Source organism: Pseudosulfitobacter sp. DSM 107133, assembly GCF_022788695.1.
Classification (GTDB): domain Bacteria; phylum Pseudomonadota; class Alphaproteobacteria; order Rhodobacterales; family Rhodobacteraceae; genus Pseudosulfitobacter.
In genome coordinates this window covers 1-24,973 of sequence record NZ_CP085159.1, presented here as the reverse complement: position 1 = coordinate 24,973, position 24,973 = coordinate 1, and the positions used below count along the sequence as shown (strand labels likewise).

Genomic DNA, 24,973 nt, shown 5'->3' with positions numbered 1-24,973 from the left:
CAGGTGTCGGCGCAAACACCAATCCGTATTTCTACGGGCAAAAAGCTTTGCGTCAATGCCAACCGGCTTGAGATTCCTTAACAAAAAGACCTACATTTTCATCTGCGCAAAAGAGCGGACATTGATGCAACGTGCAGCATTGGATCTTCTGGGCTCTTCGGTAGCATTAGCTGCGGGCGACACGAACGTCAGCAATGTACGCCGGGTTCATTCAACCACACCAGTACAGAAAAAGGGGAACCGTGGTCCCACGGCTCCCCTTTCGGTTCAGATCGTCTCCCCCTCGCGCGCCGATTAGGCAACCAGCGACAGCCCCGCGCCTGCGTCCTGCGGTTGCTCACCGCTGTCGATGAACGGGATGATCGAGAAGGTCTGCCCGCCGCGCTGTTTTTCGTTCTGCACGGCGTTGACGCGCAGATCGCCATCGGGCGTGTTGATCAGCAGCGACAGGTAGTCATTGCCCGTGCGGCTGCTTTTGGCCATCCACGCCGATCCGACGCGGATCGGTGTGCCCCGGGGCGAGCTGACCTCGACGCGGTAATCCGGGTGGGTCTCCTCGGATTTGTAGCTGTTCTCGATCAGCATGAACTCCAGATCGAACATCATGTTGGCGATGTAGCCGGTGAAGGCGTTGTCAGCGTCCATGGCGGTCAACTCGCCCGAGATCGAGCCGGACTTCATCAGGCCGTTCGAGACCAGCGGGATGATCTCGAAGTCGCCGCTTTGGGTCGCGCGCGCCTCTTTCGTCTGCACCGCGTTGACCCGGAACGGGCCCAAGCCGACATCGATCTGCATCGAGACGTAGGGGTTGCCGCTGGTATTGCCGGTCTCGTTCCAGGCCGTGCCGATGCGCACCTTGCGACCGGATTTGTTGACTGCCGTCACGTCAAAATCCGGGCTGCGTTCGGACATCTTGGCCCGCGCCTCCAACTGGATGGCGATGTCAAAGCGCGTCGAGTGGATCATGCCGGTGTACTGAGCGGCTGCGGTCTCGACATTGCGGGTGAGGGTTCCTGCGAACATGGGATGGTTCCTTTTCAGATTGTTCGGTGCCTGACGTTCTTGCCAGCGCATCCGGGATTGCTTTCTCGACCCCTTGAGGGATCACAAACCAGAAAGCTCGCTTTCCTTTCTTCCCAACCTTCAGTTTAGCGCTGACGCCTGAAAGACTGTGCCACCTTCCCGCCGGGTACGACGCCCCTCCCCTGCCCGTCTGGCCTCGGATGGCTGTCCTGGGTATTCTCGTCGCCCTCCTCCGATCCCGCAATGAAGAACTCTGCTTCCTCCCCGTTCAACCGCTGCCCGCTCCGGTCGGTCAGCCCGATGGTGCTACCGTTCGGCTCAAACGTGATCAGGTATTGGCCGAGGCTGTCCTTGTGCACGCGGTAGCCGGTGTTGGCCCAATGTACGGTCTGACCTGCATCGATGGCGGCTTTGATCTCTCCGAGAGTCATGATCGTCCCCTCGCCTATTCTGCTGCCACTGAAGTTACGTCCCAAGTGGCGTCTGGTCCGGTTCCAACAATCCGGGAGAGGATGCCCGCTGTGTCGATCCCGTCCCCGTGCGGCAGAAACACCCGCAACTGAAAGGCGATGATCTCCGTGAAGCAGCCGAGGGCCTTGAGGCCGTCGATCATGCCCCGATCCGCACCGCCCAACTCAAGGCGCATCTCGCCTGCGACACGACGACGGGTCAGAGTCAGACCCCGGCCCAGATCGACCGGCGCGGTGGTGCCGAGGGCGGCGGTCAGCATCTCCTGCGGTGTTTGCGGATTGGAGACGAGGAAGCGGGCGCGCAGCGCGGCCGCCCCTTCTTCGCTCAGCGTCCGCCCGATCATCGCGGTCGCCCCGTCGGGCGTGACCCGGTAGATGCGCTCATTGGTGGTCGGAATGTCCTTCCAGATAGGCAACAAGAGCCCGGTCAGCAGGTAGAGCTTGATCGTGGTGGTTTTTGGCAGGGACGCAGCCTCGGCATCCCAAAGCCTTGCAAACTCAGGCCTTCCGATGTCTTCCCAGGCCGAGGACTCGAACCGCGTCTCCTCCAGATAGCTGGACCCGTTTGGCCGCACCGCCTTGCGCATCAGCGTGACAATGTCCTCGTCATACATCTGCATGGGGCGCGCCGAGATGAGCGCTGCGCGTCCCGAAGCACGGTTAACCATCGGTAGCTTGTCGGGATTGCGCGACAGGGCGTCATCCGCCGACAGCACGTGGACCGGGTCCGTCACCTCAAGTCCGATGATCCGCGTCACCGCCCCGGATTTCGGGCAGGTCCAGAGATCCTCGGTGGAGACCTGCTCGATCTTTTCGCCGCGCAGGGTTTCCACGCCGAGATCGAGCGTGCCCGCCGCGCGCGCCCGTTCCGTCTGATCAGCGATCCGACGCATGAACTCGGCAAAGAGCGCGTTCTGCATGTGGATGGGAAGGGCAAGCACCCGGTTGAGAAACCGCTGGATCGGCGGCAGCTCCTCGAGCAGCACCCCGTCCTTGTCGATCAGCCGCAGGGCCGTCCAGTCGGTGAAGCTCTCGTAGCTCATCGCCTCAGCGCGTCCGGCGGCAAGATCGGCGAAATACCCACGTAGTGCGGCCCGCGCGATCGGGCTTTCCAGATTGTCCTCCTCGCGGAACATGCCCTGCGAGCCGGTTTCGCGCTGACCCTTGGTCAAGGCCCCCAGCTGGTCGAGGCGTTTGGCAATCGTCGAGGTGAAACGCTTTTCGCCATGCACATCCGAGGTGCAGACGCGGAAGAAGGGCGCGCTGACCTGGGCCGAGCGATGGGTGCGGCCCAGCCCCTGGATGGCCGCATCGGCGCGCCAGCCGGGTTCCAACAGGTAGTGCCGGCGCCGTTTCTGGTTCTTCGCCGTTTGCGCCGCGTGATAGGACCGGCCCGTACCGCCTGCATCGGAGAAGATAAGGATATCCTTCTCGCCGTCCATGAAGGCTTGGGTCTCGGATGAATTACTGCTGGCGGCGCGCTTTTCGATGAAGAGATGACCATCCTCGGACTTGAGGGGCCGGATGGACCGCCCCGTGACTTCTGCCACGGCCTCGTCGCCAAAGGCCCAGAGGATCTGATCCAGCGCCGAAGGGATCGGGGCGAGCGTCATCAACTCCATCATGGCCGCATCTCGCAGGGCGAGCGCCTCGCGCGAGACAACGAGCGCGCCGGTCTCATCCCGCAAAGGTTCGGCCACCATGTTGCCGTCGATCTCGACCAGCTTTTGCGCATGAATCGGGAAGGCCTGTTCGAGGTAGCCCAGAACATAGTCGCGCGGCGTCAAGGCCCCCTCAACGAGTTCATCCTCCGGGTCCATTGTCTCAAGTCGACGTTTCAGCAGGCTCTCACCTGTCGAAACCACCTGGATGACGCAAGCCTTGCCCGTTGCCAGATCGTCCTTGATGGCGTGGATGATGCTTGGAGCCTTCATGCCCATCAGGAGATGGTTGAAGAAGCGCTGCTTCGTGCTCTCGAAGCGAGATTTGGCCGAGGCGCGTGCTGCCGACGCATTGGTCTCGCCCGAGGCATCGTTGACGCCGGTCGCAGTCAACGCCGCTTCGAGATTGTGGTGGATCGTCCGTAATCGCGAGGACGCGATAATGCGAAGGTGTCCGAGGTTTATCGTTGTTTTCCTTGTTTTCTGGGTGTCGGCGCAACCTTTGCTGCGCATTATTTTGATTGCAGACCTCAGCGGCTTTCCAACCGTCTGAGGAGACACTCATGTTGAAGTCGCACGACGAGCTGATCGAAGAGCTCTCGCAATCGCTCACGGAGCAGAACTACAATCCCGTGGTTGTGGCCAACCATCGGCTCTATGCCCGCCGGTTCCTGGACTACCTGGCCGAGCGCGACATGCCGGTGGCGCTGGTAACGCCATCGCAGGTCGATCAGTATTTCCGCCACGCTGTCCATTGCTTTCATTCACGCTATGGCCGTCCGCCCAGTTCGCGTTGGCATGGGGTGCCTCGTACGGCGATCTGCAAGTTGCTCCGGCTGGCCCAAGGCACATGGCCACCGGTCGCCGAAATTGCGCCGGATACAGCGCTTCGGCATGCGATCTGCCGTGAATATGGCGCCTGGATGCGTGACGAGCGCGGGCTGGCAGATGAAACAATCGACGCACGGCTCCGGGAGGCGCGGCGCTTTCTGGACTGGTACTTCGGCCGCAGGGGCGCCGACGATCTCTCAGCAATGGCCGTGCGCGATATCGATCACTACATGGACATGCGCGCCATCGGGCTGCGACGGATATCGCTCGCGGGTTCTGCCGCATGGCTCCGTTCACTGCTGCGCTATCTCCATCAGTCAGGGCGAGTTCCGACCGATCTGAGTGCACAGGTCATCGGCCCCATGCTCTATGCCTACGAGGATATTCCCTCGACCCTGGACCGCAGCCAGATCGACATAGTTCTGGAGGCCACCAGAAAGGACAGGTCGCCGAGGGGGCTGCGCGACCATGCGATTCTGCAGATGCTCGCCATCTACGGGCTGCGTCAGAGCGAAATCTGCAGTCTCCGGCTCGACGACATCGACTGGCGCGCGGAATCCCTGCGCATCCGTCACACCAAGACCAACTCCTGTTCCTACATGCCACTACTGACGCCGGTCGGCGATGCGGTGCTCGACTATCTGCGCCTCGGGCGCCCGCAAGTCGAAAGCCGGGAAGTCTTCATCCGCTCCCTCGCGCCCTATACGCGGATGACGAACCTGTATGGCATGGTCAAAAGACGTCTGGCGGCAGCGGGCGTCACCCCGGTTGGGAAACGGGGGCCACATGTCTTCCGCCACGCGCGGGCGGTTGAACTACTACGGGCGTCGGTTCCGCAAAAGATCATCGGCGACGTGCTCGGGCACCGATCGACCGAGTCCACGAATGCCTATCTCAAACTTGCCACCGAAGATTTGCGGGCTGTGGCGCTCGACGTGCCCGGTTCGGAGGTGCTGTCATGAGCGCCTGGCACGATCCCGATCACACCGTTGTCGAGGACTTTCTCCGCACGTCCCGGTTCGGACAGAGAAGCAGCTACACTTACCGGTCTATCCTTCGCAGCTTCGAGGATGTTGCGCGCCGGCACTCAGCAGTGGATCGCCAGATGCTCGAGGACTGGCTGGGTGAAATGGCAACGCGGTGGAAATTGTCGACGCTGTTGAACCAAGTCTGCATCGTTGACCGCTTCCTCGACTATCTGGTCCAGAACGAGTTGATCCCCGGCAATCCCGTCGCAGAGCTTCGCAGGCAGCACAACATCAAACAGAACAAGCCGATCTGGCGGGCTCTTGCCTCCTCCAATCCCGACGAGGCACTCGCCGGGCTGTACCGGCCTGCGCCCTACGGCAGCGTTCTGGGCGGCGTCATGCGTGACCATGTCGCGCTGATGCGAAACCGGGGCTACCAATACGAAGCGCAAGCTCACTGGCTGCTGCGGTTCGACCGATTCCTGCAATCGCATCCGGAACTGGCCGACGAGTCGCTCGAGACGATGCTGTCCCATTGGGCGGCGGCCAAGTCCACCCGCAATCACGCGGCGGAATGCCAGAAGCTGGGACGCATCCTGACAAAGGCGCGACACCGGCTCGATCCGAACATCCCGCCGAAACGCTTCAACCCGCGACCGGAACGAGAGGTGGCGCGGGAGCACCGGCGACCGCATATCTTCAGCCCGGTCGACATCCGGCACATGCTCGATGTGGCCCGACGCTATCCGTCGCCGCATGCCCCGCTGCGGCCGAAGACCCTCTACACCATGATCCTGCTGGCCTATTGCGCCGGGCTTCGACGTAGTGAGATTGCGCGGCTCGATCTGGGCGACGTCGACCTTCGATCCGGCACGATCACGATCCGGGAAACGAAGTTCTACAAGACCAGGATCCTGCCGCTGTCGGGCAGCGTCATGACCGAATTACGCATCTATCTCGATGCGCGGCAGCGCGCTGGCGCTCCGCAGGACCCGCAATCGGGGCTGTTCTGGCAGAACCACTTCAAGGGGCATCACACCCCGGAGACGGTCACCACGATGATCACCAACGTCATGCGCCGCGCCGGGTTCAAGCCGCCCTCCGGGCGGACGGGGCCGCGTGTGCATGACCTGCGGCATTCGATGGTCGTGAACCGGATCCTTCAATGGTACCGGATCGGCATCAACCCGCAGGACCGGCTGCACTTCCTCTCGACCTATCTGGGTCACCGGGACATCAACTCCACGCTGGTCTACATCACCGTCACGCAGGATCTGCTGCAGGAAGCCAGCGAGCGGTTCCGCGCCGTCGGCGCCCCCTGCCTCAACGGGGAGGCACTGTCGTGAAATCGGCCAATCCGTTCCCCGAATTGTTGCGGGCCTTCTTCCAGGAATGGCTGGCAGAACAGCGCAGCGCCTCGATCCATACCATCAAGTCCTATCGGGACACTTGGCGGCTGTTGCTCCGGTTCGTCGCGGAGCGAAACGGCGTTGGTGTCGCACGGGTCACCCTGGCGGACGTCTCCGCCAGCGAGGTGCGCGCGTTCCTCAACCATGCTGAGCATGGTCGCAAGGGCACGATCGGCACGCGCAACTGTCGGCTTGCCGCGATCCGCAGCTTCTTCAGCTTCGTGGCGGACAAGAGCCCCGAATATGTCGCCCAATGCGCCGAGGTCCTCACGATCCCGCTCAAGCGCAAACCCTCTGCCGCACCCTGCTACCTTGAACCGGGAGAGGTCGAGGCCATCCTCGCGCAGCCGAACCGATCGACGATCGAAGGGATGCGAGACCATGTGCTGCTGTCGCTGCTCTATAATAGTGGTGCACGCATCCAAGAGGCGCTCGATCTCTGTCCCAAGGCGATCCGGTTCGAAGCACCGTATTGCGTGCGTCTTTACGGAAAGGGCCGAAAGGAACGTATCTGCCCGCTCTGGCCGGAAACTGTGACGTTGCTGAAGAAACTGCTGGAGCGGCAGCCGCGCGCACCCGATGAGCGCATCTTCGTCAATCGCTACGGCGAACCACTGGGAGCCTCGGGCGTGCGGTACAAGCTGGCGGCCTACGTCGCGGCGGCGGCGAAAACGACACCCACGCTTCGTTCGAAGCATGTGACGCCGCACAGCTTCCGACACGCAACGGCCGTCCACCTCGTCGCGGCGGGCGTCGACATCACCGTCATCCGAAGCTGGCTGGGACATGTCAGTCTCGACACGACCAACCACTACGCCCAGGCCAATCTCGAAACCAAGCGAAAGGCGCTCGAACAGGTCGGCGTTCCGACAGCAGGAAATCGACCCGCGCGATGGAAACGTGACGCGGACCTGCTCGCCTGGCTCGATACCCTCTGACCCCAAACCAAGGAGAGATAATGTGAAGGACGTAGCCCTCAAATCCCCGAACAATAGCGATGGCGCCGCGTTCCTTCGCATTATCGCGTCCTCGCGATTACGGACGTTATGCGCAGCTGCGCATAACGTCCGAAACGCACCCGCGTATGCGTCGTAGATCTCGATCTGGGCCGGGGTGAGCGCGTGTTCGAGCACGTCATACTCCACGCCATCAAAGCTGAGGGCGCGCGCCGTGTAGAGGCCGAGCGTCTTAAGATCACGCGCGACCACCTCCATGGCAGCCACGCCGCCGGCTTCCATCGCAGAAACGAAACTCTCGCGGCTTGGGAAGGGGTATTCGGGGCCCTGCCCCCAGAGCCCCAGCCGCGCGGCATAGGCGAGATTGTGCACGCTCGTGGCACCCGTGGCCGAGATGTAGAAGACGCGGGCGCGGGGTGCTGCCAGTTGCAGCCGCAGGCCAGCAAGGCCCTGCTGGGAGGGTTTGACCCCCCTGCCCTGCTCGGACCCTGCTGCGTTCTGCATGGCATGGGCCTCATCAAAGGCCAGCACGCCTTCGAACTCCGCGCCCATCCATTCGAGGATCTGGCTCAGTCGCGTGGTGCCGCATTTGCCCGCGGACCGCAGCGTGGCGTAGGTGACGAAGAGGATACCGTCGCCCATCGGGACCGGCTGGTCCGATTTCCATTTGGAAAGCGGCTGAATGTCGGCAGGCGAGCCGCCGAGATCGGTCCAGTCGCGGATCGCGTCCTCAATAAGCGTGGCGGATTTGGAGACCCAGATCGCCTTTCTGCGCCCGGCCAGCCAGTTGACAAGGATGAGCCCCGCGCATTCGCGGCCCTTGCCGCAACCGGTGCCGTCGCCGAGGAAATAGCCAAGGCGATAGGCACGTGCATCCTGGTCATCATCGGCGCGCGTCAGCTTGGTCTGGTCGTAATCGATAGTGAACCGACCGGGCAGGTCGCGCCCATGGGCGTCATGCGCCATGATGATGGTTTCCAGCTGCGCCTCGGAGAGGTGACCCTCCTCGATCAGCTTCGCGGGCAGTCGCAAGTCATCACTGCCCGTGTTTGAGGGCATGGGCGGGGCAACCGAGGCCATTGCGATGCTTTCAACGAGCGGCGTGGGATGTTCCTGCGCACTCGCAATCTCGATCCGTTGCGGACGGTAGCGCGCATAGATGTCCGAGATGGGCGTGTTGTCGCGCGGGGTCTGAAGGCTTGTGAAGCTGAGCGGGACAACGGCCTTGGCCCGGGGTTTGGAGGGGGCGACAGGCGCAGCGGCGGCCTTGCGCGGGGCAGATGATGGAACGCTCGACCGAGTATGAGGGATCGCTGCCGCCCGTTGGACTGGGCGCATCTCGGTCCGGGTCGCGGCCACGGCGTCAACGAAAGGAAGGACTTCCTCCAGATCCTGAACCGCGGCGCGGATCATTTCGCCGTCCTCCTGCACCTTGTCGAAGACCATCAGCTGGGTTTCGACAGAGGTGCCGAGCTTGCGGTAGACCTGCCCCGGCATCGTCAGCGCCAAGCGTGGCGTCAGGAGACCGCAGGCGCGGGACCAATGCGCGGCATCGCGTTCGGGCGTGAATCCCGGCGGCATGATCGCCACCAGCCGCCCGCCGGGCGCGAGACGCTTTGCAGCCCCGATGAGATGTTTTGCAGCGATGTGCTTGTCGCGGGAACGATCGACCGAGGAGGCGAAGGGCGGGTTCATCACCACGACGTCGGGTAGAACCGGCGTCTGCAGCAGATCGTCGATATGCTCACCGTCATGGCCCGTCACATCGCCACCGAAGAGGGCCCGCAGGAGGCACTGGCGAAAGGGGTCGATGTCGTTGAGCAAAAGCGTGGCACCAGCCCGGGCGGCGAAAGCTGCCAGGGCACCGGTGCCAGCCGAGGGCTCCAGAACGGTCTCGCCCTTGCGGATCGCCGCGGCCCGCAAGACCAGCGCCGCAAATGGCAGCGGCGTGGAAAACTGCTGCAGCCGGATCTGCTGCTCGGAGCGGCGGGTTTCCGTCAGCAGCCGTGAGGCAAGCAGCTTTGCAGCAGCGAAGTCACCTGCCGCGCCGTCCCCACGCAGCACAACCTGGATGGCTGCGGCCTGCATCAGGTCATAGGCTATGCGCCAGTCCCAGGCGCCCCCGGCATCGCTGCCATGAAACGTCTCGCGCATGATGCGCGCCAGCGCTGAACTGCGCAGGGGTTGATGGTCGATCTCCGCGCCGATCTGCGCCAGCGCAGAGGTGAAATCAGCGTCGGAGGTTGAGAGAGCCGGGCTTGCCGGATTGGGCTTGGACATGGGATTTTCCTTTGGATCAGGGTCTGAGTTCCAAAGGACAAAAAGCCCGCTTTCGCTTTTCATGGTGACGGGGGTCAGACCGCGCTGACCTCCAAGGCTTGGTCAGGACTTGGCTTCGACCTCCCGTTTCGCATCAATCAATGCCTGTGCGGCCTGCATCACCTGAACCTGAGATGTTCCCGAGCGTGCATCCTCCAGCGCGGCCTGCACCTGCGCGCAAAACCAGGCGTCATAAGAATTCGCTTCAGCGGCCATGGAAATGCTCCTCGAGAGCTTTATCCAGAAGCTTGCCAAGGCCATGGGGCATGTCTGCAACGTGCACCGCGACTGGCAAACGGCCCCGCTTCATCTGGGACGCGCATTGCTCATCGAGACCAAGAAGTGGCCCTTCCTTTCCCGTTTCGTCCATTGCGTTTTCTCCAACCGTGTTAAGGCGTGAGGTTACATCACCTTGCGTGATACCGTAAACGGCGGTGCCGTTAGGGTCGCAGAAAATCATCCTAGGCCACTTACCGATCGGGCGCCGCTTCAAGGGAAGTTTCGAACCGCTTGTCCGCCGCCGCGGCTTCTTTCAGGAGCGCGTCAAAATTGTCAGGTGGGTTGCCATCTTCCAGCATCCCTTTGAACGTCGCATAGGTATCCGTCTTGCTGCCATAGGCGCGCAGGGTCTTGTCGTCGTTCACCCAGGCCACCACGATGACCTTCGCATCGCTGTTGAACCGATAGAACAACCGATACTGTTGGAAGAATTTCGCCCGGAACCAGTGCTTGCGGTGATCGCCGAGTGTGCCGCCTTGCCGGAAGGCGGCGGCACCCGGATCTGCCGGTATGGCCTCGGTGACCAGCTTGAAGATGGCGGCCAGCCGTTTCGTGGAATTCTTCTTGCGCCAGGTCTTGGGATCGCGTGCCTTACGCGCCTCGACCTCCAGGGTCAGCCCTTCGAGCTGGTCCAGAAAGAGCGGATGCGCATAAATCGACCATCCGTTTACGACAAGGGGCGCTTGAGCGGGCACGCTATCGCCGCTCATTCATCCTCGAGCGATAGCGGCGCATCGAGATCGACGTCAACGTCTCCGACCAGTGCTGCAAGACGGTCATGCAAAGCCCCATCGAACGCCCGAATGCGGTCCGGATGCGCCTTGATATCGGCCTCGACAAAATCGAGAAAGGCGCCGAGCACAGGATCTTCCTCGTCGCTGCGCACGGGCTCAATATAGACCCTGCCACTCGGCTCGGTGCAGTAGCGAATCTGGTCGCCCTTGCCCAGCTTGAGCTGCTTGCGCACACCCGCCGGCACGGTCGTCTGATACCGATCCGTGAGTTTCGAGACATCTTGTGCGAGCGCTGTCATGGCAGTCTCCTGAAAGAATGGGGGTCTTTGCTGCCTGCGATAGGTAATGCATTTGCATTGCTCTGTCAAGATAAGCCGCAGGATCTGCTGTCGCCGGGCAGGTCGATGAACCGTCCGGCGCAGCACCTAGTCTCGCCCCGCGAGATACTCCGCCAGCACAGGACTGGCCGCACCCTTCGCGAAACTGAGCAGCTCCGAGCCCGCAAGCGAGGCCTTCGACAGGCGTACGAGCCCACCGGTTTCCTCGATGCGGTAGCAGCGGCGTTTTTGCCGCCCACGCCTGTAGTGCGTCGCGGTCACGATCTGGCAAGTGCTGCCATCGGTGAGCGTCACAGGGGTGGCGAGCCTGATCTTGTCGCCTTCCTCGTAGTCCGGGATCGCAGCCCAATCCCGGCAGCGCTGGCGCCAGTCCTGGGCGTAGCTGTCCGGGTCTTTCAGGTTGGAGAGGAGCCCGATCAACGCAAGGGGAGCACGAGACTCGTTCGGGCCAGCGCTTTCCTCCATGTCCTTGTAGCCCCAGCAGCCGTCATCATATCGGGTGAGGAAGACAGCCCCGAACGTGATGGAGCCATCCACATCGGTCACATAGGTCGCGTCTTCGACAGCGGTGCCGTCGAGATTGGTGACCCTTGCCGCCGCATACCAGGTGGAGCCGACCTTGCAGGCTTTGACCAGTTCGGTTTTGCGCGTGTCGCCATGAGAGGTGCAGAGCCGGGCGATTTCCGCTTTCTCATCCGCGTAGGTTTTGACGCGGCGGTCGGTGTAGAAGAGCCATCCCATCTCAGAGTCCTTTCTCTAATTGGGGGAATTGTTGTCGCCAATGTCCCGAGAAGGCCGCAGGCCTGGCAGGGTATTGGCGATGCTTGTTTGAGAAAGGGCGCGTTACGCCGCCCTCCGGTCATCGATTTCCATCAGCGCATCGAGCGGCACGCGGTAGGGCTGCATGGCGTCGAAATCCTCGCAATTGCCGCAGTTCTGCACGATCGCGAAGGTGTCGCAGGCATCCTCGAGGATGACCCGGAAGGTGCCGCCGAGGCCCGAGGGCACCTCGTAGGTCCCGCCGATGAGATAGTCCGAGGCCCGGCGCACGAAGACGCGGATGCTGTGGCCATCGGTGGCCAGCCGGATGGCCCCCCGCCCCCGGTCGATGAGCACCTGCACGTCATCCAGGGTGTCGGTGTAGAACTGGCCGGTCAGATCGCGAAACGCCATGCGGCGCTGCGCCATCCAGTCGGTGTCCCGAAACGGGTTCATGCCGTCGGCGAAGGCGAAGGACGGATCGGCCTGTTCGGTGGTGACGATACGGGTGGTCGTGCCATCGATGCCGTTTGAGCGCAGATGCACACCATTGCCGACGATCAGGATCAGGGCGGGCCTGTCCACGGGCCCGTTCCAGTTGGGCAGGAAGGTTTTGCAGGCGCGCGCATGGGCGATCTGCGCCGCAACTGCGGAGGCAGAGAACTTGAGAATAGCCATGGGGATGTCTTTCTGTTCGGTTTGGAAGGGTCGACCCGCGCGGGCGACGTGGTCCACGCGCGGGTCGCGTAATGGCTCAGGCCGCTTGCGCGACCTCGCTGTCAGGCTCCGGGGTTTCCGCAGTGGGCTCCGCCTCATCACAGGCGACACCGGCGGTCTGCATCATCGGCGGGCACCAGGCGGCCACGGCAGCGCGCTGCGCGTCGGTGAGCGTGGCGAAGGGTTCAGCGAAGAGTTTGTCGCAGAAGGCGACGATCTCCTTCTTGCTCGACGAGGCGAGCGTCACAGCCTCCTGGGCGAGACCCAGATCCTCACCGAGGATCTTCAGGAGCCAGGCCTTCTTGAAGCGGTTGAAGAGCGCCGCATTCGGCGTCCAGTGGGCGCGGATGTCGGGCATGATCTCGATCTCGAACGCATGCATCAGGCTGTCGCGCTGGCGGTCCCGCGCGAAGCAGGACTGCGTGGTGCTGGCCGTGGCATAGGCCACGAGCTTGGCCTTCTCCCCAGTCTTCAGCGCGCGAAACGCCGCGAACTGATCGGCGGGCGGGCGGGTATCATCGAGCCAGGAGAGGTCAAGCGCATCATGCGCCGCCGCCACCTGCTCAAGCGAGGTCTCGTCGATCTCGTCCATCTTGGCATGGCTGCGGTATTCCTTGCGGGCATCGATCTTGATCGCCTGTGTGACACTCATGCCGCTGGCCAGAACGTCACTGACCAGCTTGAAGAGCGTCAGATCGAGCGTGGCTTCCGGATGCAGCGCCATCGCGGCGCCAAGGGCCATGGCCCGCTCGGTCTTGAGGTCCTCTGCCAGCGAGGCTGGATAGGTGATTTCTCCGGCGTCTGGGGCCTCCTCCCCAGTCGGGTTAGCCGAGGAGCCGCGCGCACCCTCCTCTTTGACGGTGTCCTCCGGGCGCACGAGGCCAATATGGAGCGTGATCTGCCCACCCTGCCACGAGGCAATCACACCAGCGCGGGCGAGGTCCTCGGCGCTGTAGGCCTCCTGCAGATCGCGGGCTTCCTCTTCCAAGGCGTCCACGCGCTCGTAAAGGGCGTTGTAGGCACCGTCCTCGAGCCCCTCATCCTCCATCTCGAGCTGCAGTTTCTCAAGCTCGGCGGTGATTTCATCCACGCGCTTTTGCGCAGCCTCATCAGGCTCGATCGGGCCGGGATAGACGCGGCCGTAATCGGCCATGGTCGCGTAATCATAGCGGACCATCGCATCGGCCCAAGCAAAGCCCAGCCTCATACGGGCGTCCTCGGCGGCTGCACCAAGCTTCTCGAGCAAGATGGTCTCGACCAGAGCCGCATCCTCAAGCACGGAATGCTCATCCAGCAGATCGGCTGCGACGGCACCGCCACGCGCCTCGTAGTCCACGCGCACGAAAGCCCCGATATCGTCGCTGACCTGCACGCCGCGGGATTTGAGGGCCTGACGGACGGTATAGGCCTGCAGATAGCCGCCGTCCTTCGTGAGCGCCTCGAAGACCTCGCGCTGCGCCTCCTGGCTTGGATGCTCAGCAAAGGCCTTCATCGTGTCGAGCGTGATCACCTTGCCCCGGGCCGCGGCGCGGATGTCGGGGTGGATAAGGCCATAGCGCAACCGGCCTTTCACGGCGGCCACCGTGGTGCCGAAGGTCTTTGCGATCGTCTCGGGCGTTTGGCCATCGACCTCCATCATCCGGGCGAAAGCCTCGAACTCGTCAATGGCGTTCATCGGCGCCTGGGTGACGTTCTCGGCGAGCGACAGCGCCGTGGTGACGTCGCAGTCTTCTGGCACAAGGCGGCAGTCCACCTTGGTCTTCGCCGTGAAGCCCTTGATGGCCTTGTCAGCGACCAGCTCCTTCAGCGCGGCATGCCGCCGGCCACCGGCCAGCACGGCGTATTTGCCGTCGAACTTCTGGACCAGGATCGGCTGCAAGAGGCCCAGAACGGCGATGCTGGCCTTCAGATGCGCGATGTTCTCGGGATCATAGGTTTCCGGCGAGTTGCTGCGCACATTGGCGGGATGCGGGACCAGATCGCCGATGGCGACGGTGAGAGGGGCAAAGTTCGTGGTCATGGGGTATCCTTCCAGGTGGGTGAGGTGTGGCCCGCGCCTTCACCCGCGTGACCAATCCCCGGCTTCAGGGATCACCACGACAAAAGGCCCACTTCCGTAATGGGGCGGGCCTCTGTCAAGGGTTTCGGGCAAGTCAAAAATCCCGGCGAGGATCTCATTCCTCACCAAGTTTAAGACACAAATTCAAAAGCTTACTTTTCCTTTTTCACTGCAACCGCACATCAGGACTGAGGGACACCCCCTACCCGGGCTTCGTTCTTCCGTCCGTAGTCAGCCTCATAGCTGCCACTCTATGCCTGGTCCAAATCTGGTCCTGGGTGCCCATCTTTCCCGCGTATTCAGCATTTGCTGATAACTTGCGGGCCTTCGGCATCTCCAGGAACCTCGTCCCGGCAAGGGACCTCGACGTACCTGTCATGAGGCGCAGCTCAACCCTCCGCTCTGAATTGTCCTTGAAGCTTCCCGCTCATGCAGTCGCGCCGGAGTTCTGCGTGTAGCGGAACGGCGTGCCGTCTATCCACATGCGGTGCAAGACGACGCCAATGCGTCGAGCAAGTGCAATCATGGCCCTCTTCGCCCCACGCCTGTGCGCTACTTTAAGTGCCCAAGATTGCAGCCAGTTCGGGGCACCACGGTGCATCAGGATCATCGCTGCCTGATACAACGCGGTTCGAAGCCCGCGATCACCGGCTCGCGTGATTTGTCCAACGATGTCCATCTCTCCGGATTGCGTGCGCCTTGGCGTAAGCCCCGCCCACGGTCCGACATCCTTCGACCGCGCAAAGCGGGTCGGATCATCAATCGCAGATTTGACTGTCAGGGCGACGATCGGACCGACACCTGGCATCGTCATCATCAAACGGCAAACATCGTCGTGTTTTGCCAGACCCGCGATTTTGGCATCCAAGTCAGCCAACTCGGCGCGCAACTGGGAACGCGCGCGCAGAAGAGCCTCAGTCGACGCGGACAGGATCTCATTCTGCTCAACCAGTTCCCTCACCCGGGCCTCGTACCTAATCCTGGTGACATGCCCCAGCTTCATGCCAAAGTTTCGCAGAACACCCCGCATCGAAAGCTCAAGGTTGATGATGGCCTGCTGAACTGACTTGCGCGCCGTCAGCAACGCGCGGATTTCCTGGGAGGACACAGATTTGCGGTGCACGGGCCTGTACCATCCCATTTGAAGCAAGCGCGCAATGCCCTGGGCATCGCGCCTGTCGGTCTTGATCGGCATGGCTTTCAAGGCTGCCTTCACCAATCGTGTTTCCATCATGACCACGTCAAAGCCAGCTTCTTCCATTCCCTTGCTCAGCCATTGGGACAAAGGTCCGGCTTCGAGCCCGATCGCATCGATCGAATATGACAATGACGCTATTGCACGTACTAATGCCTCAGGCTCGCTCTCCGCCTGTAATTCTTCAACGATCCTCCCCTGTGGCCCCAGCACACAAATCGCAGTGCTTGCCAGAGATACATCCAATCCGATAAATACATTCATGTCGTTGCCCTTCTATTCTTAGGAATTGAGGCGCATGGAAACATACGACCTCGTAGACGCGCTGCAGGCGCATCAAGGGCAACGGCACTTCAGATCATGCTGACAAACAAGCGAAACGTGCTCGATTCGCCGAAAGCCCCATTACGGCATCTCTCCCTTTGAGGGGTCAGTGGGCCTTCATCGCCTGGGGTTTCAGCAGGGGGTGTCCCCTGCCCTACCAGTCGCGCGCCAGCATGATGGTCAGCACGCGCATGGTGGTGGCGGGATTGTCCGGGGTCTCAGCCCCGTAGCGGAAATCCGAGTCTGCTTCATAGAGATCGATTTTCCAGAACACGGTCTCGCCCCGGATCTCGACCGCGCCAAAATCGTGCCATCCCTCGGGATCATTCTCAGGCTCGAATGTGGCAAACTCACCGGTCGCCTTCACCGCCTCGCCCATGAAGCCGTCACCGGCCTCCATAAGCGCGCGGGTGACATGCATCCGGCCCTGGATGGGCCGCGCGGGCGGCACTCCAAGGCATGCGAGCTTGCGAAACGCGTCGTTCTGCGCCGCGATCACGGTCGGATCCGGACGGTCTGGCAGGGGTTGAACGGTCATGGACATGGGGATCTCCTTTGAGAAGTTAAAACACCCTTCTCAAAGCCCGCTTTTTCTTTTCCGCATGTCGGAAAACCCGGTCCAAACCTGCCCGAACCAAACAGTTCCGACAGTCCGCTCAGCGGGACGAAACTGCGGTTCGCGTCACCAATTCGATTGTCCGCTTCGGCAATGACAATGCCTATGATTTCCTCGCCAATATGCAACCGGCTCAAAAAGAAAAGATCATGGCGATGACAAGATCCTAGGCACGGCCCTCTACACCTCATTGAGATCCGACGGGATGACGAAAATCTAGGCTGGAACAAAGAGGGGTGGCGCAATGTGCTGTTTTGTTTTCGTGAATTTGAAAAATCTGACATCTCTGACAGGGCATTTTCTCGTGCCCGAACCCTTGGGAACCAATCGCGCGGGTTGTCAGCATGATGTCGCCCTAGTAGCGCTGTCGGACAAATTGGAATTGGTCCGACAGCGCCATTCAGCAGGCGTAGCGTGTCCGGTTCGTCATCTTCGCCGAGGTCTTGAGTAGCTACCTAAGTGTAACGACCGGTCCGAAAATCCGCGACCAGCTCTCAGCTTGGTGGGACGACTGCTTTATATGTGCTGCCATTCTTCTGGAACCCAAGCGTAGGCCCCGTCTTTTTCTTCGACATGACCGATACCAGGGAACGGCAAATGGGTGCCCGCAACGGCGATCTTGTCGGCAACCACCATATCCAAGACACGGCGGCGCGTCTCGGCGGCCTGCACGCCATCTGCGTCAAAGGCGATACCGGCATCAGGGTGGCTAAACTGCAGCGACGCCACAGCTGTGCTGTCTCCCCATATGATCAACTGATCAGAGCCATCCGACACACGGACCCCACTGTGTCCTGGGGTATGCCCCGGCATTGCCAAAGTGGTGAGGCCGCCACCAAGATCGGTATTGTCGCCAAACATTTCGGTCCGCTGAGTGTAGGCCTCGCTGACAGCACGTGCCAAGGCAAAGAAACCTTGCGAAGACTCCGGCGCACCCGATGCGATCATCTCGTCCGTCCAGAAGGCATGATCGGTTTCGCTGACATGCAACGATGCATTCGGGAAGACCGGGCCATTATCTGCGATCAATCCCCCGATGTGATCCGGATGCATGTGCGTCAACACAATGCGCGTCACGTCTTCAGGTGCAACGCCAAGCAACTCCAGCGATGTGCGCAACCTGCCTGCTGTTGGTCCAAAGGCACTGCCCGCACCAGCATCGACCAAGCTGACCTGGTCTCCTTGGCGAATGACGTGAGTACTGATTGCCAGCGGAATCGGATTCGCGGGGTCAAGATAGGCCGCCTTCATTCCTTCCGCGATTTGCTCGTCCCCGAGGTTCGTCACAAGATTCTGATCGAGCTTGAAATACCCGTCCAGCAATGTCGTCACGCGCAGATTGCCTACCATACGATCATAGAAGGTTGGAAGTGGTGCCGTTGCATGGCCCGCGGCTTGCAGGGGGTGTGGGCGTCCGGCGGCAAGAAGGGCGGCGCCACCCGCGGCGCCCAGAATCAATCCACGGCGCGAAAGATCAAAAGAAGTCATGAGTTTTTCCTTGTTTCATATGCAGAACTTCAATTCTGCGTTTTGTATGCTTTTAGTTAAATAGGTCCAAATTTCAGATGACCACCCACCGAGAGCATGAACAGACCAACGGCCCACGGACGAGCAGCGGACATCTTACGGATTTGCAGCACACCACAACTCGGGCTCACAGCTGCCATTTTCTGCTTTGCGGCAAAGCATAGGTCAAGCGGCCTTGGCGCTGCGCTCTGCCCTGCCCGCCTCTGATCTGGCGATCAGATAATTACATGCGCGCTGCGCATCGGCGGCGTGCTTGAAGATCGCGTTCTTGTCAGAGCGCAGAACGCGCAGCCAGTTGTAGAGATAGGCCGCGTTCATCTCGAGCGTATGCGCCGTAAAGCCGAGCGTCTGCCCAAGAAACACCGAGGTCAGTTCGGCGACGATCTCCTCGCGCGCGTATGAGGTGTTACCGAACTTTGAGAGACCGAAATCACGCTTCAGTCGATGGGGAGCTTTTGTGGCATGAGCCAGCTCATGCGCCCAGACCCCGTAGAAGTTCCGCGGGTTCTCGAACCGCGCGATCGACGGCATGAACACCTTGTCCACGGGCGGCAGGTAGTAGGCTTCCGTCCCCGTGAAGACGGTCGTGATATCGAGGGCATCGAAAAACGCCTGCATATGCGGGATGGGCTCGGACGGCGGATGCTCGGGCGCGGGCTCCGGGTCGGGGAAGAAGCTATCGGGCAGGCCATCGATCTGGCAGGCATTGAACACGCGGTAGGATTTCTGAAAGCGAAAGATGCGGGCTTCCTCGGAGTGATCATCCCCGTCGCTGCGGTCATGCTCATCGCCGCCCGCGTCTTTCCGGCTTTGACCGTAATAGACGACGACAGAGGATTTCTCGCCCTTGCGGACCTTTGCGTCCAAGGCATTGGCCTGCGGCAACGTCATCCAGAAGGGAGAGCTGTGGCCCGCCATCACGGTCCGCATCGTCAGCAGGAAGTTGTTCACTCCCTGGTAGGGTTCTCCGCCCACGCGCAGGGGACGAGAGCTGCCACCTGCGGTCCATGGCTTGCGCCACGGCAGGACGCCGCGCTCGATGATGCGGATGATTTCGTTTGTGATGACCTCGGAGGCATCGAATTTGGGCGTGCGGGATCGGGCCATGGCTGGCGTCCTTTCGAGTGTTGATGAGAGGGAGTGGTGATCAGATTGACTGACGGGGCCTCGGATCGTTGATGATCCTGGCGCCGAGCCCTTCGACCATGTCGATGTAGGTGGTCAGCGAGACGGACCTGCCAGGACCGCAAGGGTCAGGGTCGACCGATCCGTCCCGCGCCACGCACGGCAAGTTCGCGAAGGCGGTGACATCGGTGACGGATCGGATATCGATGAACGGCGTTCCTCGTGCGACCGCGAGGGCGGCCAAGGGAAAGCGCTCGATGGGCGCGAGAGTCGAAACGGTGGTCCAACCGAGATGGAGGAATGTCCCGCCATCCCCGCAGATCACATGCGCGTTTGGCAATGACGCCGCCTGCTTCAGATAGCCGAGATCACGCAGGACGGTCTGGCGTTCGAGACGCTGTGCCAGCGCCGTCTGGCCAGTTCGGCGCAGCTCTCTATGCCGCCACCAGGAGGCGGCGGTTGCGCGGAGCACGCGCAAGACACCTGTTTGCATGGGAGCGCCCTTCATCCGGAACGGCAGACCGGAACCCGGCCCGGACCCATCTGAGGGACCCCAAAGGCCCTCATCCGTCAGTCACAAAACCCGAAGAACACTTTCTCTTTTTCCGGCCCCTTTGGGCACACAACAAAACCGAAAAGCCCGGCCCTTCTGCCGAAGCCATTGATTTCATGCAGCAATTCCAGATCGGCAGGCAAGATCGGCAACGCATATCGGCAAAACCTTGCTTGAAAGTACGAAATGTGTTTATTTTTCAATTACTTTGCAAACATGGAAGATCGGCAAAAATGCTGGAAACACCCGCCAGGATCGAACCCTGCTTCTTCGAGGAGCATATTCCTACAGAACTGGCAGACCTTTCGGTCGACATCCAGAGGGAAGCCACTGGGCTGGGACAAGGGTTGCATCCTGACAGCGCAGCCGAACTTGCCGATCTCGTCCGTGTGATGAACTGCTACTACTCCAACCTGATCGAAGGACACAACACGCGCCCCCGCGACATCGAAAGGGCGCTGGCTGGTGCCGAGCTTGAGGAAGAAACCCGTCCCCTCGCCCTTGAGGCCCGGGCGCACGTCATCGTTCAACGGGCCATCGACGAGATGCATCGCAAGGGCACCCTGCCCCGCCCCACATCCGTCGAATTCCTGACTTGGGTCCATAAGAGCTTCTACGACGAGATGCCGGATGAGTTTCGGGTCATCGAACATCCCGACGGCACACAAGAGCCCATCGTTCCGGGACGCATGCGCCAGGATGATGATCGGGAAGTTGCGGTCGGGCGCCACCTACCTCCTTCATCGTCGCGCGTCGCCGCATTCATGGACCATTTCGACAAACGATTTCAGATTGCGGCGCGGTCTTCGAGCGGACGGATCATCGCGATCGCCTCTGCGCATCACCGGCTCAACTACATCCACCCTTTCCCGGATGGTAACGGCCGTGTCAGCAGACTGATGTCTCATGCCATGGGCCTCACAGCGGGGATTGGTGGCCAAGGGCTCTGGTCCGTATCACGTGGGCTGGCCCGCGGGTTAACCGATCGGGGCGAGTACAAACGGATGATGGATCTGGCCGACAGTCCACGCCGCGGAGACCGCGACGGACGGGGGAACCTGTCAGAAGCGGCACTGAAGACGTTTAGTGAATGGTTCCTAAAGGTGACGCTCGACCAGATCAGCTTCTCAGCAAGATTGTTCGATCTCGGCGGATTGGACCAACGGTATCGTCGTCTTGTTGCAGATACCATCGATGACAAGCGAGCGCCGGAACTAATCTCGGCGGTTCTTCGTCATGGGGCACTGGAACGAGGCGATGCGCAGATTGTGCTCAAGACGTCCGAGCGTACTGCTCGCAACACGCTGAGTAAACTGACCGCCGCCGGATACATGACGTCCGCCTCGCCGAAGACGCCGGTTCGGTTGGCGTTTCCGTTGGATTATCGAGAGCGGCTCTTTCCAAACCTCTTTGGAGACGGTGACCTTCCACAATAACTTTAGGCATTTAGGGTGTAATGCCTGGCCGCCGATTTCTTCCATGAGCGGCCAGATTTTCATCAAGGCTTGCTCGTGTGTCACTTGTCCACCGCGGTGGACATCTGCTGGTCTGAGATAAACTGAAGAACCACCACGCGCCGCTATGTGCGTTTGGACAGTTTTGGTTGCCACAAGCGCCGCTTCTCGCTCGAAGTCCACCGCGGTGGACATTAGACAGTTCGCTCATTGTTTTCGGACAGTCGCTTGATCAAAGCTAATGGATCAAATTGGTTTTGCCTTTGACCCAGGGTGATACTGTGAAAATACGCTCCAAAATCCCTGATGCGTTTTCCAAGCTGTAGCATGATGAAGATCGCGCATGACGCTTTCTGAGCTCCTACAGCATTCTTGGCTTTCTCGAAAGTCTCTGGGTGAATGCCCATCATGGGTGCAAGTGTTCGAGCATGGTTTTCAATGTCCAACCAGTTTCTAAGTCTCTCTGTGGAGAACGATGTCGCCTGATCGCAGACTGAGGTCAGCAAGTCTGGTTTCAGGGCCTCAAGGCCTATGTTGCTATCTAAATCTTTTTTTTCTTCTTCAGACTTAGATTGATGCCGGACAGTTTGTCCGTCATTGGCGGGCAATTCCATAGTTTCAGGCGGGTCATCCGGGGTAGACAAACTCTGGCATTCTGCATCTGTATTGGCGAGCAGAGCGTGGTATTCGGGGAGGCTCAGCTTCCTGCGTAGAGCTTTCCGTGCGTGGTTGATGAATGCGTTGCTAGGATCGTGCTCTTCCAAATGGGCGAGCTTTGTAAGGATCTGTTTGCGGACAAATATCCGATCTCGCCGGTTATTCTCCATCTCTTGCGCGATGGCTATAAGCTCGCTCGCACGTTGGAGCAGGGGGGTGAGAGACAATCCATAACTGATGCACTCCCCGCCGGATGAGCGAACGCGGTAGCGCTTTCGGTTCGAGCTGTCATTGCGCTTGATGAATCCGAGTTCAACGAAGCGGTTGATGTGCCTCCGGAGTGTCCGTTCGTCGATTCCGCCAACGCGCTGGCAAAGTGAATTGTTAGACGCAAAAACCGTTTCGCCATGGCCAGGTTTCAGAAAACTGAGCATTGCTTGAAGTGTCTGTATGTGGCCAGGACGTAGACCAAACACGCTGCGTGCATCTCTCAGGGCTCTGAAGATGGTCCAGACGTCGGTTTCAGATGGGGGAAATGAGCCGCGGGTTGCATCAGCACCTGCGGCTTCGATCGAGAGTTTTGTAAATGCCATGGCTTGTTCACGACGACCGTTCGGCCCACAACTTCCCCGTCTCTTTCCTCGAATTTTCGCGGAAAAAGGCAAAAAATATCAGTCCACCGAATCGGTGACTCTTGACCGGTATGCTGGAGGTTGCTACATCAAAGATGCTAATCAGATGATGAGGGCTCTCCAGGGGAAACTTTGGGGGGCTCTTTTCTTTCGGGTCTTCGCTTTTCTCCTCTGCTCGTGTTGCTCTGTGTGGCCTGGGTTAGGACCCAGAGCCTCTCTCATTCCGCCACTGTACGAAGAGTTGCAAAAGCGTAGCTTCCGCGTGCTCTTCGAGCCATTGGCCGAATTCTGGATTGTCCTTCTTGGTGACCTTGAGCGCGATCGCCTTCTCATCGATTGTCAGCGTGCCCAATGAACTGCCGTTCTCATCATTGATGACCGAAGTCAGCCCACGATTGGGCGGCTTCTTGTCGCTACGTGCTTTGCTCGAGCAAGCCGAATAGACCGCTTGGAACTTTTCGGAACTAGGAGTGTCGTCGGGCAGGGCGGCGAGCGCCTCTTTGGCGATGTCCACCAAATCTACCTTCACCGACAAGGCAGCTAGATCACCCCACTGCCGTCGTCCGATCCCATGTGCTGGCCCGATGAGTTGAACAAGACCGTCTGGCAGTTGTTCTATGACGACCCTGTGGTTGGATACGCCTTGCCGGGTCAGACCTAGAGCATCTTGAATGACACCGGGTTTGTACCCGGATTCTTGCATCTCTTTGATAAAAAGAGACTTTTCTATAAAAGACGGATCAAGCCTGAGGTTGTTCTCCTGGCCTTGAGCGATCAGAGATGCGTCATCGTCCAAGGTTCGAACAATTGCCTTGACCGTTCCACCGACCTTACGGATCGCCGCAAGCCTGCGGCGGCCGTAGATGATGCGGTATCTGTCCGGTTGGGCTGATGGACGGACCATGATGGGCACTTGTTGGCCATGCTTGCGAATGCTCTCGGCCAACTCATCGATACTGGAATCTTCCAGCACCAACCGATCGCGCAGCCCATCCATGTCAATCTGATCGGGTTCGATATCGCGAATCGAGTTTGCTGTGATCTCGCGCAAAGAGTCGCGCAATCCTCCAACAGATCCCGGCAGCTTTGCCGCTTTTGGCGGGGTAGGGGAGGGGGCTCCGCTCTCCGTCTCATTCCTTGGAGGCTGGTTGAAGATGTTTCGGGCCATCAGCGACGCCCCCATGCCATTTGGATCGTCTGCTCTAGCTCATCGCCAACGCCATTCACGCTGGTCAGGGCGCGATCAATTGTCTTTCTGATGAATTGGCTTGGATCGACTTCGTAGACGGTCTGCTGGGTCATCCCCGCGTCGGAGATCGCCGTAGACTTCAGCATTGGCTCTGTCATGACCTGACCTGCCAGAATTGATCTCAGGTAGCCTGCCATTTGGGTCTGCGGACCGTCCGACGGTTCATATCTGGTAATCAGGAACTTGACAAAATCCCATGTGACACGCCGACCGATGGCTTCCTCCACGGCCTTGACCGTTTCTGAAGCAAGCTTCAGGAATTGGCTCATGGATGCGATGTCAAGCATGCCAGGTACCACGGTAACCAAAAGCCCCGTCGAGGCTGCCAGCGCAGTCAGGGTTAGAAACCCAAGCTGAGGCGGGCAGTCGATCAGGACGATGTCGTAGTTTGCCTCAACCTCTTCAAGCGCCAAGGCGAGGCGCTCTGCAAAGATGGGCTGTACGCGACGGGCGAGAGCGTTTGCGGTCTCGGTTTCGTACTCCGAGAGCATCAAACCGGCGGGCACCATGTCGAGCTTATGGAAGTAGGTCTTTTGGATGACGTTCGAGAGAGGAACTTGGTCCTCATATCTCAAAGCATCATAGATTGTGCCGCCATCGGCGAACTCAAGCTCGGGCCGAAAGCCGAAAAACGTGGTCAAACTTGCTTGCGGATCGAGGTCTAGGACCAGCACGCGGTAACCGCGCAAGGCATACCTTTGCGCAAGATGAATCGTTGCAGTAGTCTTTGATGAGCCGCCTTTGAAGTTGACGACGGATATCACCTGGAGACGATCGCCATCACGTCGACCTGGGCGGTAGCTTTCTGCGTTCTTTCCAGTGCGTCCAAGAACATCGCGCAACTCATCAATCTCTTGGGCTGTGTAGAACCGGTGTCCGCGGTTGTCTGTATGCACTTCCGGGAAGCTGCCGTCCTTGTGCCGGTTGCGCAGGTTAGATGTGCTTACGCGCAGGAGGCCGGCGACTTCGGTGGAACTGAAGCGACGTAGGGACTTTCGTTCTTCGGGTTCGAAAGCGATCTTCATCTGGCGATCCAAAGACTCAGCCAGATTGTCGGCAAATGCTCCGATATCGGAAGAGCCTATGCCTTGCGTGTATCCAATGTTACGATCATCCAT

At 60.2% G+C, this 24,973-nt stretch carries 23 protein-coding genes and 1 pseudogene; 5 read left to right on the top strand and 19 right to left on the bottom strand.

Going from position 1 to position 24,973, the window contains the following annotated elements; translation table 11 throughout:
- Positions 1-294: 294 nt before the first annotated feature.
- From DSM107133_RS22720 to DSM107133_RS22710, 3 genes are all read right to left on the bottom strand, one after another.
- Positions 295-1,023 (bottom strand): DUF736 family protein, encoded by a 729-nt coding sequence (locus DSM107133_RS22720; RefSeq protein ID WP_027238619.1) that lies wholly within the window; start codon positions 1,021-1,023, stop codon positions 295-297.
- A gap of 125 nt (positions 1,024-1,148) precedes the next feature.
- Positions 1,149-1,454, bottom strand: coding sequence for a hypothetical protein (locus DSM107133_RS22715; protein ID WP_009807948.1), 306 nt, complete (start codon positions 1,452-1,454; stop codon positions 1,149-1,151).
- Between the two features lie 14 nt (positions 1,455-1,468).
- The gene (locus tag DSM107133_RS22710) at positions 1,469-3,667 is read right to left on the bottom strand and encodes a strawberry notch C-terminal domain-containing protein (protein ID WP_243253644.1); all 2,199 of its coding nucleotides are present in this window, start codon (positions 3,665-3,667) and stop codon (positions 1,469-1,471) included.
- Between the two features lie 50 nt (positions 3,668-3,717).
- Here DSM107133_RS22710 and DSM107133_RS22705 point away from each other — a divergent pair, with 50 nt between their 5' ends.
- Genes DSM107133_RS22705 through DSM107133_RS22695 form a run of 3 tightly spaced genes read left to right on the top strand, consistent with a single transcriptional unit; the run spans position 3,718 to position 7,300 of the window.
- Positions 3,718-4,947 (top strand): site-specific integrase, encoded by a 1,230-nt coding sequence (locus DSM107133_RS22705; protein ID WP_114293635.1) that lies wholly within the window; start codon positions 3,718-3,720, stop codon positions 4,945-4,947.
- Positions 4,944-6,299, top strand: a complete 1,356-nt coding sequence (locus DSM107133_RS22700) for a tyrosine-type recombinase/integrase (protein WP_114293634.1) — start codon at positions 4,944-4,946, stop codon at positions 6,297-6,299. The genes DSM107133_RS22705 and DSM107133_RS22700 overlap by 4 nt, the downstream gene beginning before the upstream one ends.
- On the top strand, positions 6,296-7,300 hold the full coding sequence (locus DSM107133_RS22695; RefSeq protein WP_114293633.1) for a tyrosine-type recombinase/integrase: 1,005 nt from the start codon (positions 6,296-6,298) through the stop codon (positions 7,298-7,300). Before DSM107133_RS22700 ends, DSM107133_RS22695 begins: the two co-directional genes overlap by 4 nt.
- A 123-nt stretch (positions 7,301-7,423) precedes the next feature.
- On the opposite strand, the pseudogene DSM107133_RS22690 reads toward DSM107133_RS22695, so the two are convergent.
- Together DSM107133_RS22690 and DSM107133_RS22685 are read right to left on the bottom strand one after the other, a co-directional pair.
- Positions 7,424-9,598: pseudogene (locus tag DSM107133_RS22690) on the bottom strand (strawberry notch-like NTP hydrolase domain-containing protein); the annotation flags it as partial.
- Positions 9,599-9,700: 102 nt separating this feature from the next.
- On the bottom strand, positions 9,701-9,853 hold the full coding sequence (locus DSM107133_RS22685) for a hypothetical protein (protein WP_009807951.1): 153 nt from the start codon (positions 9,851-9,853) through the stop codon (positions 9,701-9,703).
- 4 nt (positions 9,854-9,857) lie between these two features.
- Here DSM107133_RS22685 and DSM107133_RS22680 point away from each other — a divergent pair, with 4 nt between their 5' ends.
- Positions 9,858-10,037, top strand: coding sequence for a hypothetical protein (locus tag DSM107133_RS22680; protein WP_243253643.1), 180 nt, complete (start codon positions 9,858-9,860; stop codon positions 10,035-10,037).
- 70 nt (positions 10,038-10,107) lie between these two features.
- Here DSM107133_RS22680 and DSM107133_RS22675 read toward each other — a convergent pair whose 3' ends face one another.
- The 11 genes from DSM107133_RS22675 to DSM107133_RS25020 all read right to left on the bottom strand — a co-directional run bounded on the left by DSM107133_RS22675 (position 10,108) and on the right by DSM107133_RS25020 (position 20,006).
- Positions 10,108-10,626 carry a type II toxin-antitoxin system YhaV family toxin gene (locus DSM107133_RS22675; protein ID WP_009807953.1) on the bottom strand — a complete coding sequence of 173 codons (519 nt, stop codon included), beginning with the start codon at positions 10,624-10,626 and terminating at the stop codon, positions 10,108-10,110.
- Entirely contained in the window at positions 10,623-10,949 is a 327-nt protein-coding gene (locus DSM107133_RS22670; RefSeq protein ID WP_005668772.1) for a type II toxin-antitoxin system PrlF family antitoxin, read from the bottom strand. Before DSM107133_RS22670 ends, DSM107133_RS22675 begins: the two co-directional genes overlap by 4 nt.
- A gap of 126 nt (positions 10,950-11,075) precedes the next feature.
- Positions 11,076-11,729: a hypothetical protein gene (locus DSM107133_RS22665; RefSeq protein ID WP_009807954.1), complete on the bottom strand. Its 654-nt coding sequence runs from the start codon at positions 11,727-11,729 to the stop codon at positions 11,076-11,078.
- Between the two features lie 102 nt (positions 11,730-11,831).
- A complete protein-coding gene (locus DSM107133_RS22660; protein ID WP_009807955.1) occupies positions 11,832-12,425 on the bottom strand; it encodes a hypothetical protein in 594 nt (197 codons plus the stop codon).
- A gap of 76 nt (positions 12,426-12,501) precedes the next feature.
- Positions 12,502-14,484 carry a ParB/RepB/Spo0J family partition protein gene (locus tag DSM107133_RS22655; RefSeq protein ID WP_009807956.1) on the bottom strand — a complete coding sequence of 661 codons (1,983 nt, stop codon included), beginning with the start codon at positions 14,482-14,484 and terminating at the stop codon, positions 12,502-12,504.
- 466 nt (positions 14,485-14,950) lie between these two features.
- Complete coding sequence (locus DSM107133_RS22650; protein ID WP_055296358.1) at positions 14,951-15,982, bottom strand: IS110 family transposase; 1,032 nt, start codon at positions 15,980-15,982, stop codon at positions 14,951-14,953.
- Between the two features lie 214 nt (positions 15,983-16,196).
- On the bottom strand, positions 16,197-16,586 hold the full coding sequence (locus DSM107133_RS22645; protein ID WP_114294178.1) for a DUF3768 domain-containing protein: 390 nt from the start codon (positions 16,584-16,586) through the stop codon (positions 16,197-16,199).
- A gap of 588 nt (positions 16,587-17,174) precedes the next feature.
- Positions 17,175-18,146: an MBL fold metallo-hydrolase gene (locus DSM107133_RS22640; RefSeq protein ID WP_009807958.1), complete on the bottom strand. Its 972-nt coding sequence runs from the start codon at positions 18,144-18,146 to the stop codon at positions 17,175-17,177.
- Between the two features lie 204 nt (positions 18,147-18,350).
- The gene (locus tag DSM107133_RS22635; RefSeq protein ID WP_009807959.1) at positions 18,351-19,292 is read right to left on the bottom strand and encodes a zincin-like metallopeptidase domain-containing protein; all 942 of its coding nucleotides are present in this window, start codon (positions 19,290-19,292) and stop codon (positions 18,351-18,353) included.
- Between the two features lie 40 nt (positions 19,293-19,332).
- Positions 19,333-19,803, bottom strand: coding sequence for a hypothetical protein (locus tag DSM107133_RS22630; RefSeq protein WP_009807960.1), 471 nt, complete (start codon positions 19,801-19,803; stop codon positions 19,333-19,335).
- A gap of 77 nt (positions 19,804-19,880) precedes the next feature.
- A complete protein-coding gene (locus DSM107133_RS25020) occupies positions 19,881-20,006 on the bottom strand; it encodes a hypothetical protein (RefSeq protein ID WP_268793849.1) in 126 nt (41 codons plus the stop codon).
- 90 nt (positions 20,007-20,096) lie between these two features.
- On the opposite strand from DSM107133_RS25020, the gene DSM107133_RS22625 reads away from it, so the two are divergent.
- Positions 20,097-21,299, top strand: coding sequence for a Fic family protein (locus DSM107133_RS22625; RefSeq protein WP_009807962.1), 1,203 nt, complete (start codon positions 20,097-20,099; stop codon positions 21,297-21,299).
- A 212-nt stretch (positions 21,300-21,511) separates the two neighbouring features.
- On the opposite strand, the gene repC is transcribed toward DSM107133_RS22625, so the two are convergent.
- From repC to repA, 3 genes are all read right to left on the bottom strand, one after another.
- Entirely contained in the window at positions 21,512-22,567 is a 1,056-nt protein-coding gene (gene repC, locus DSM107133_RS22620) for a plasmid replication protein RepC (protein ID WP_009807963.1), read from the bottom strand.
- Between the two features lie 238 nt (positions 22,568-22,805).
- The gene (repB, locus tag DSM107133_RS22615) at positions 22,806-23,774 is read right to left on the bottom strand and encodes a plasmid partitioning protein RepB (protein ID WP_024099295.1); all 969 of its coding nucleotides are present in this window, start codon (positions 23,772-23,774) and stop codon (positions 22,806-22,808) included.
- The gene (gene repA, locus DSM107133_RS22610; RefSeq protein ID WP_009807965.1) at positions 23,774-24,973 is read right to left on the bottom strand and encodes a plasmid partitioning protein RepA; all 1,200 of its coding nucleotides are present in this window, start codon (positions 24,971-24,973) and stop codon (positions 23,774-23,776) included. The genes repB and repA overlap by 1 nt, the downstream gene beginning before the upstream one ends.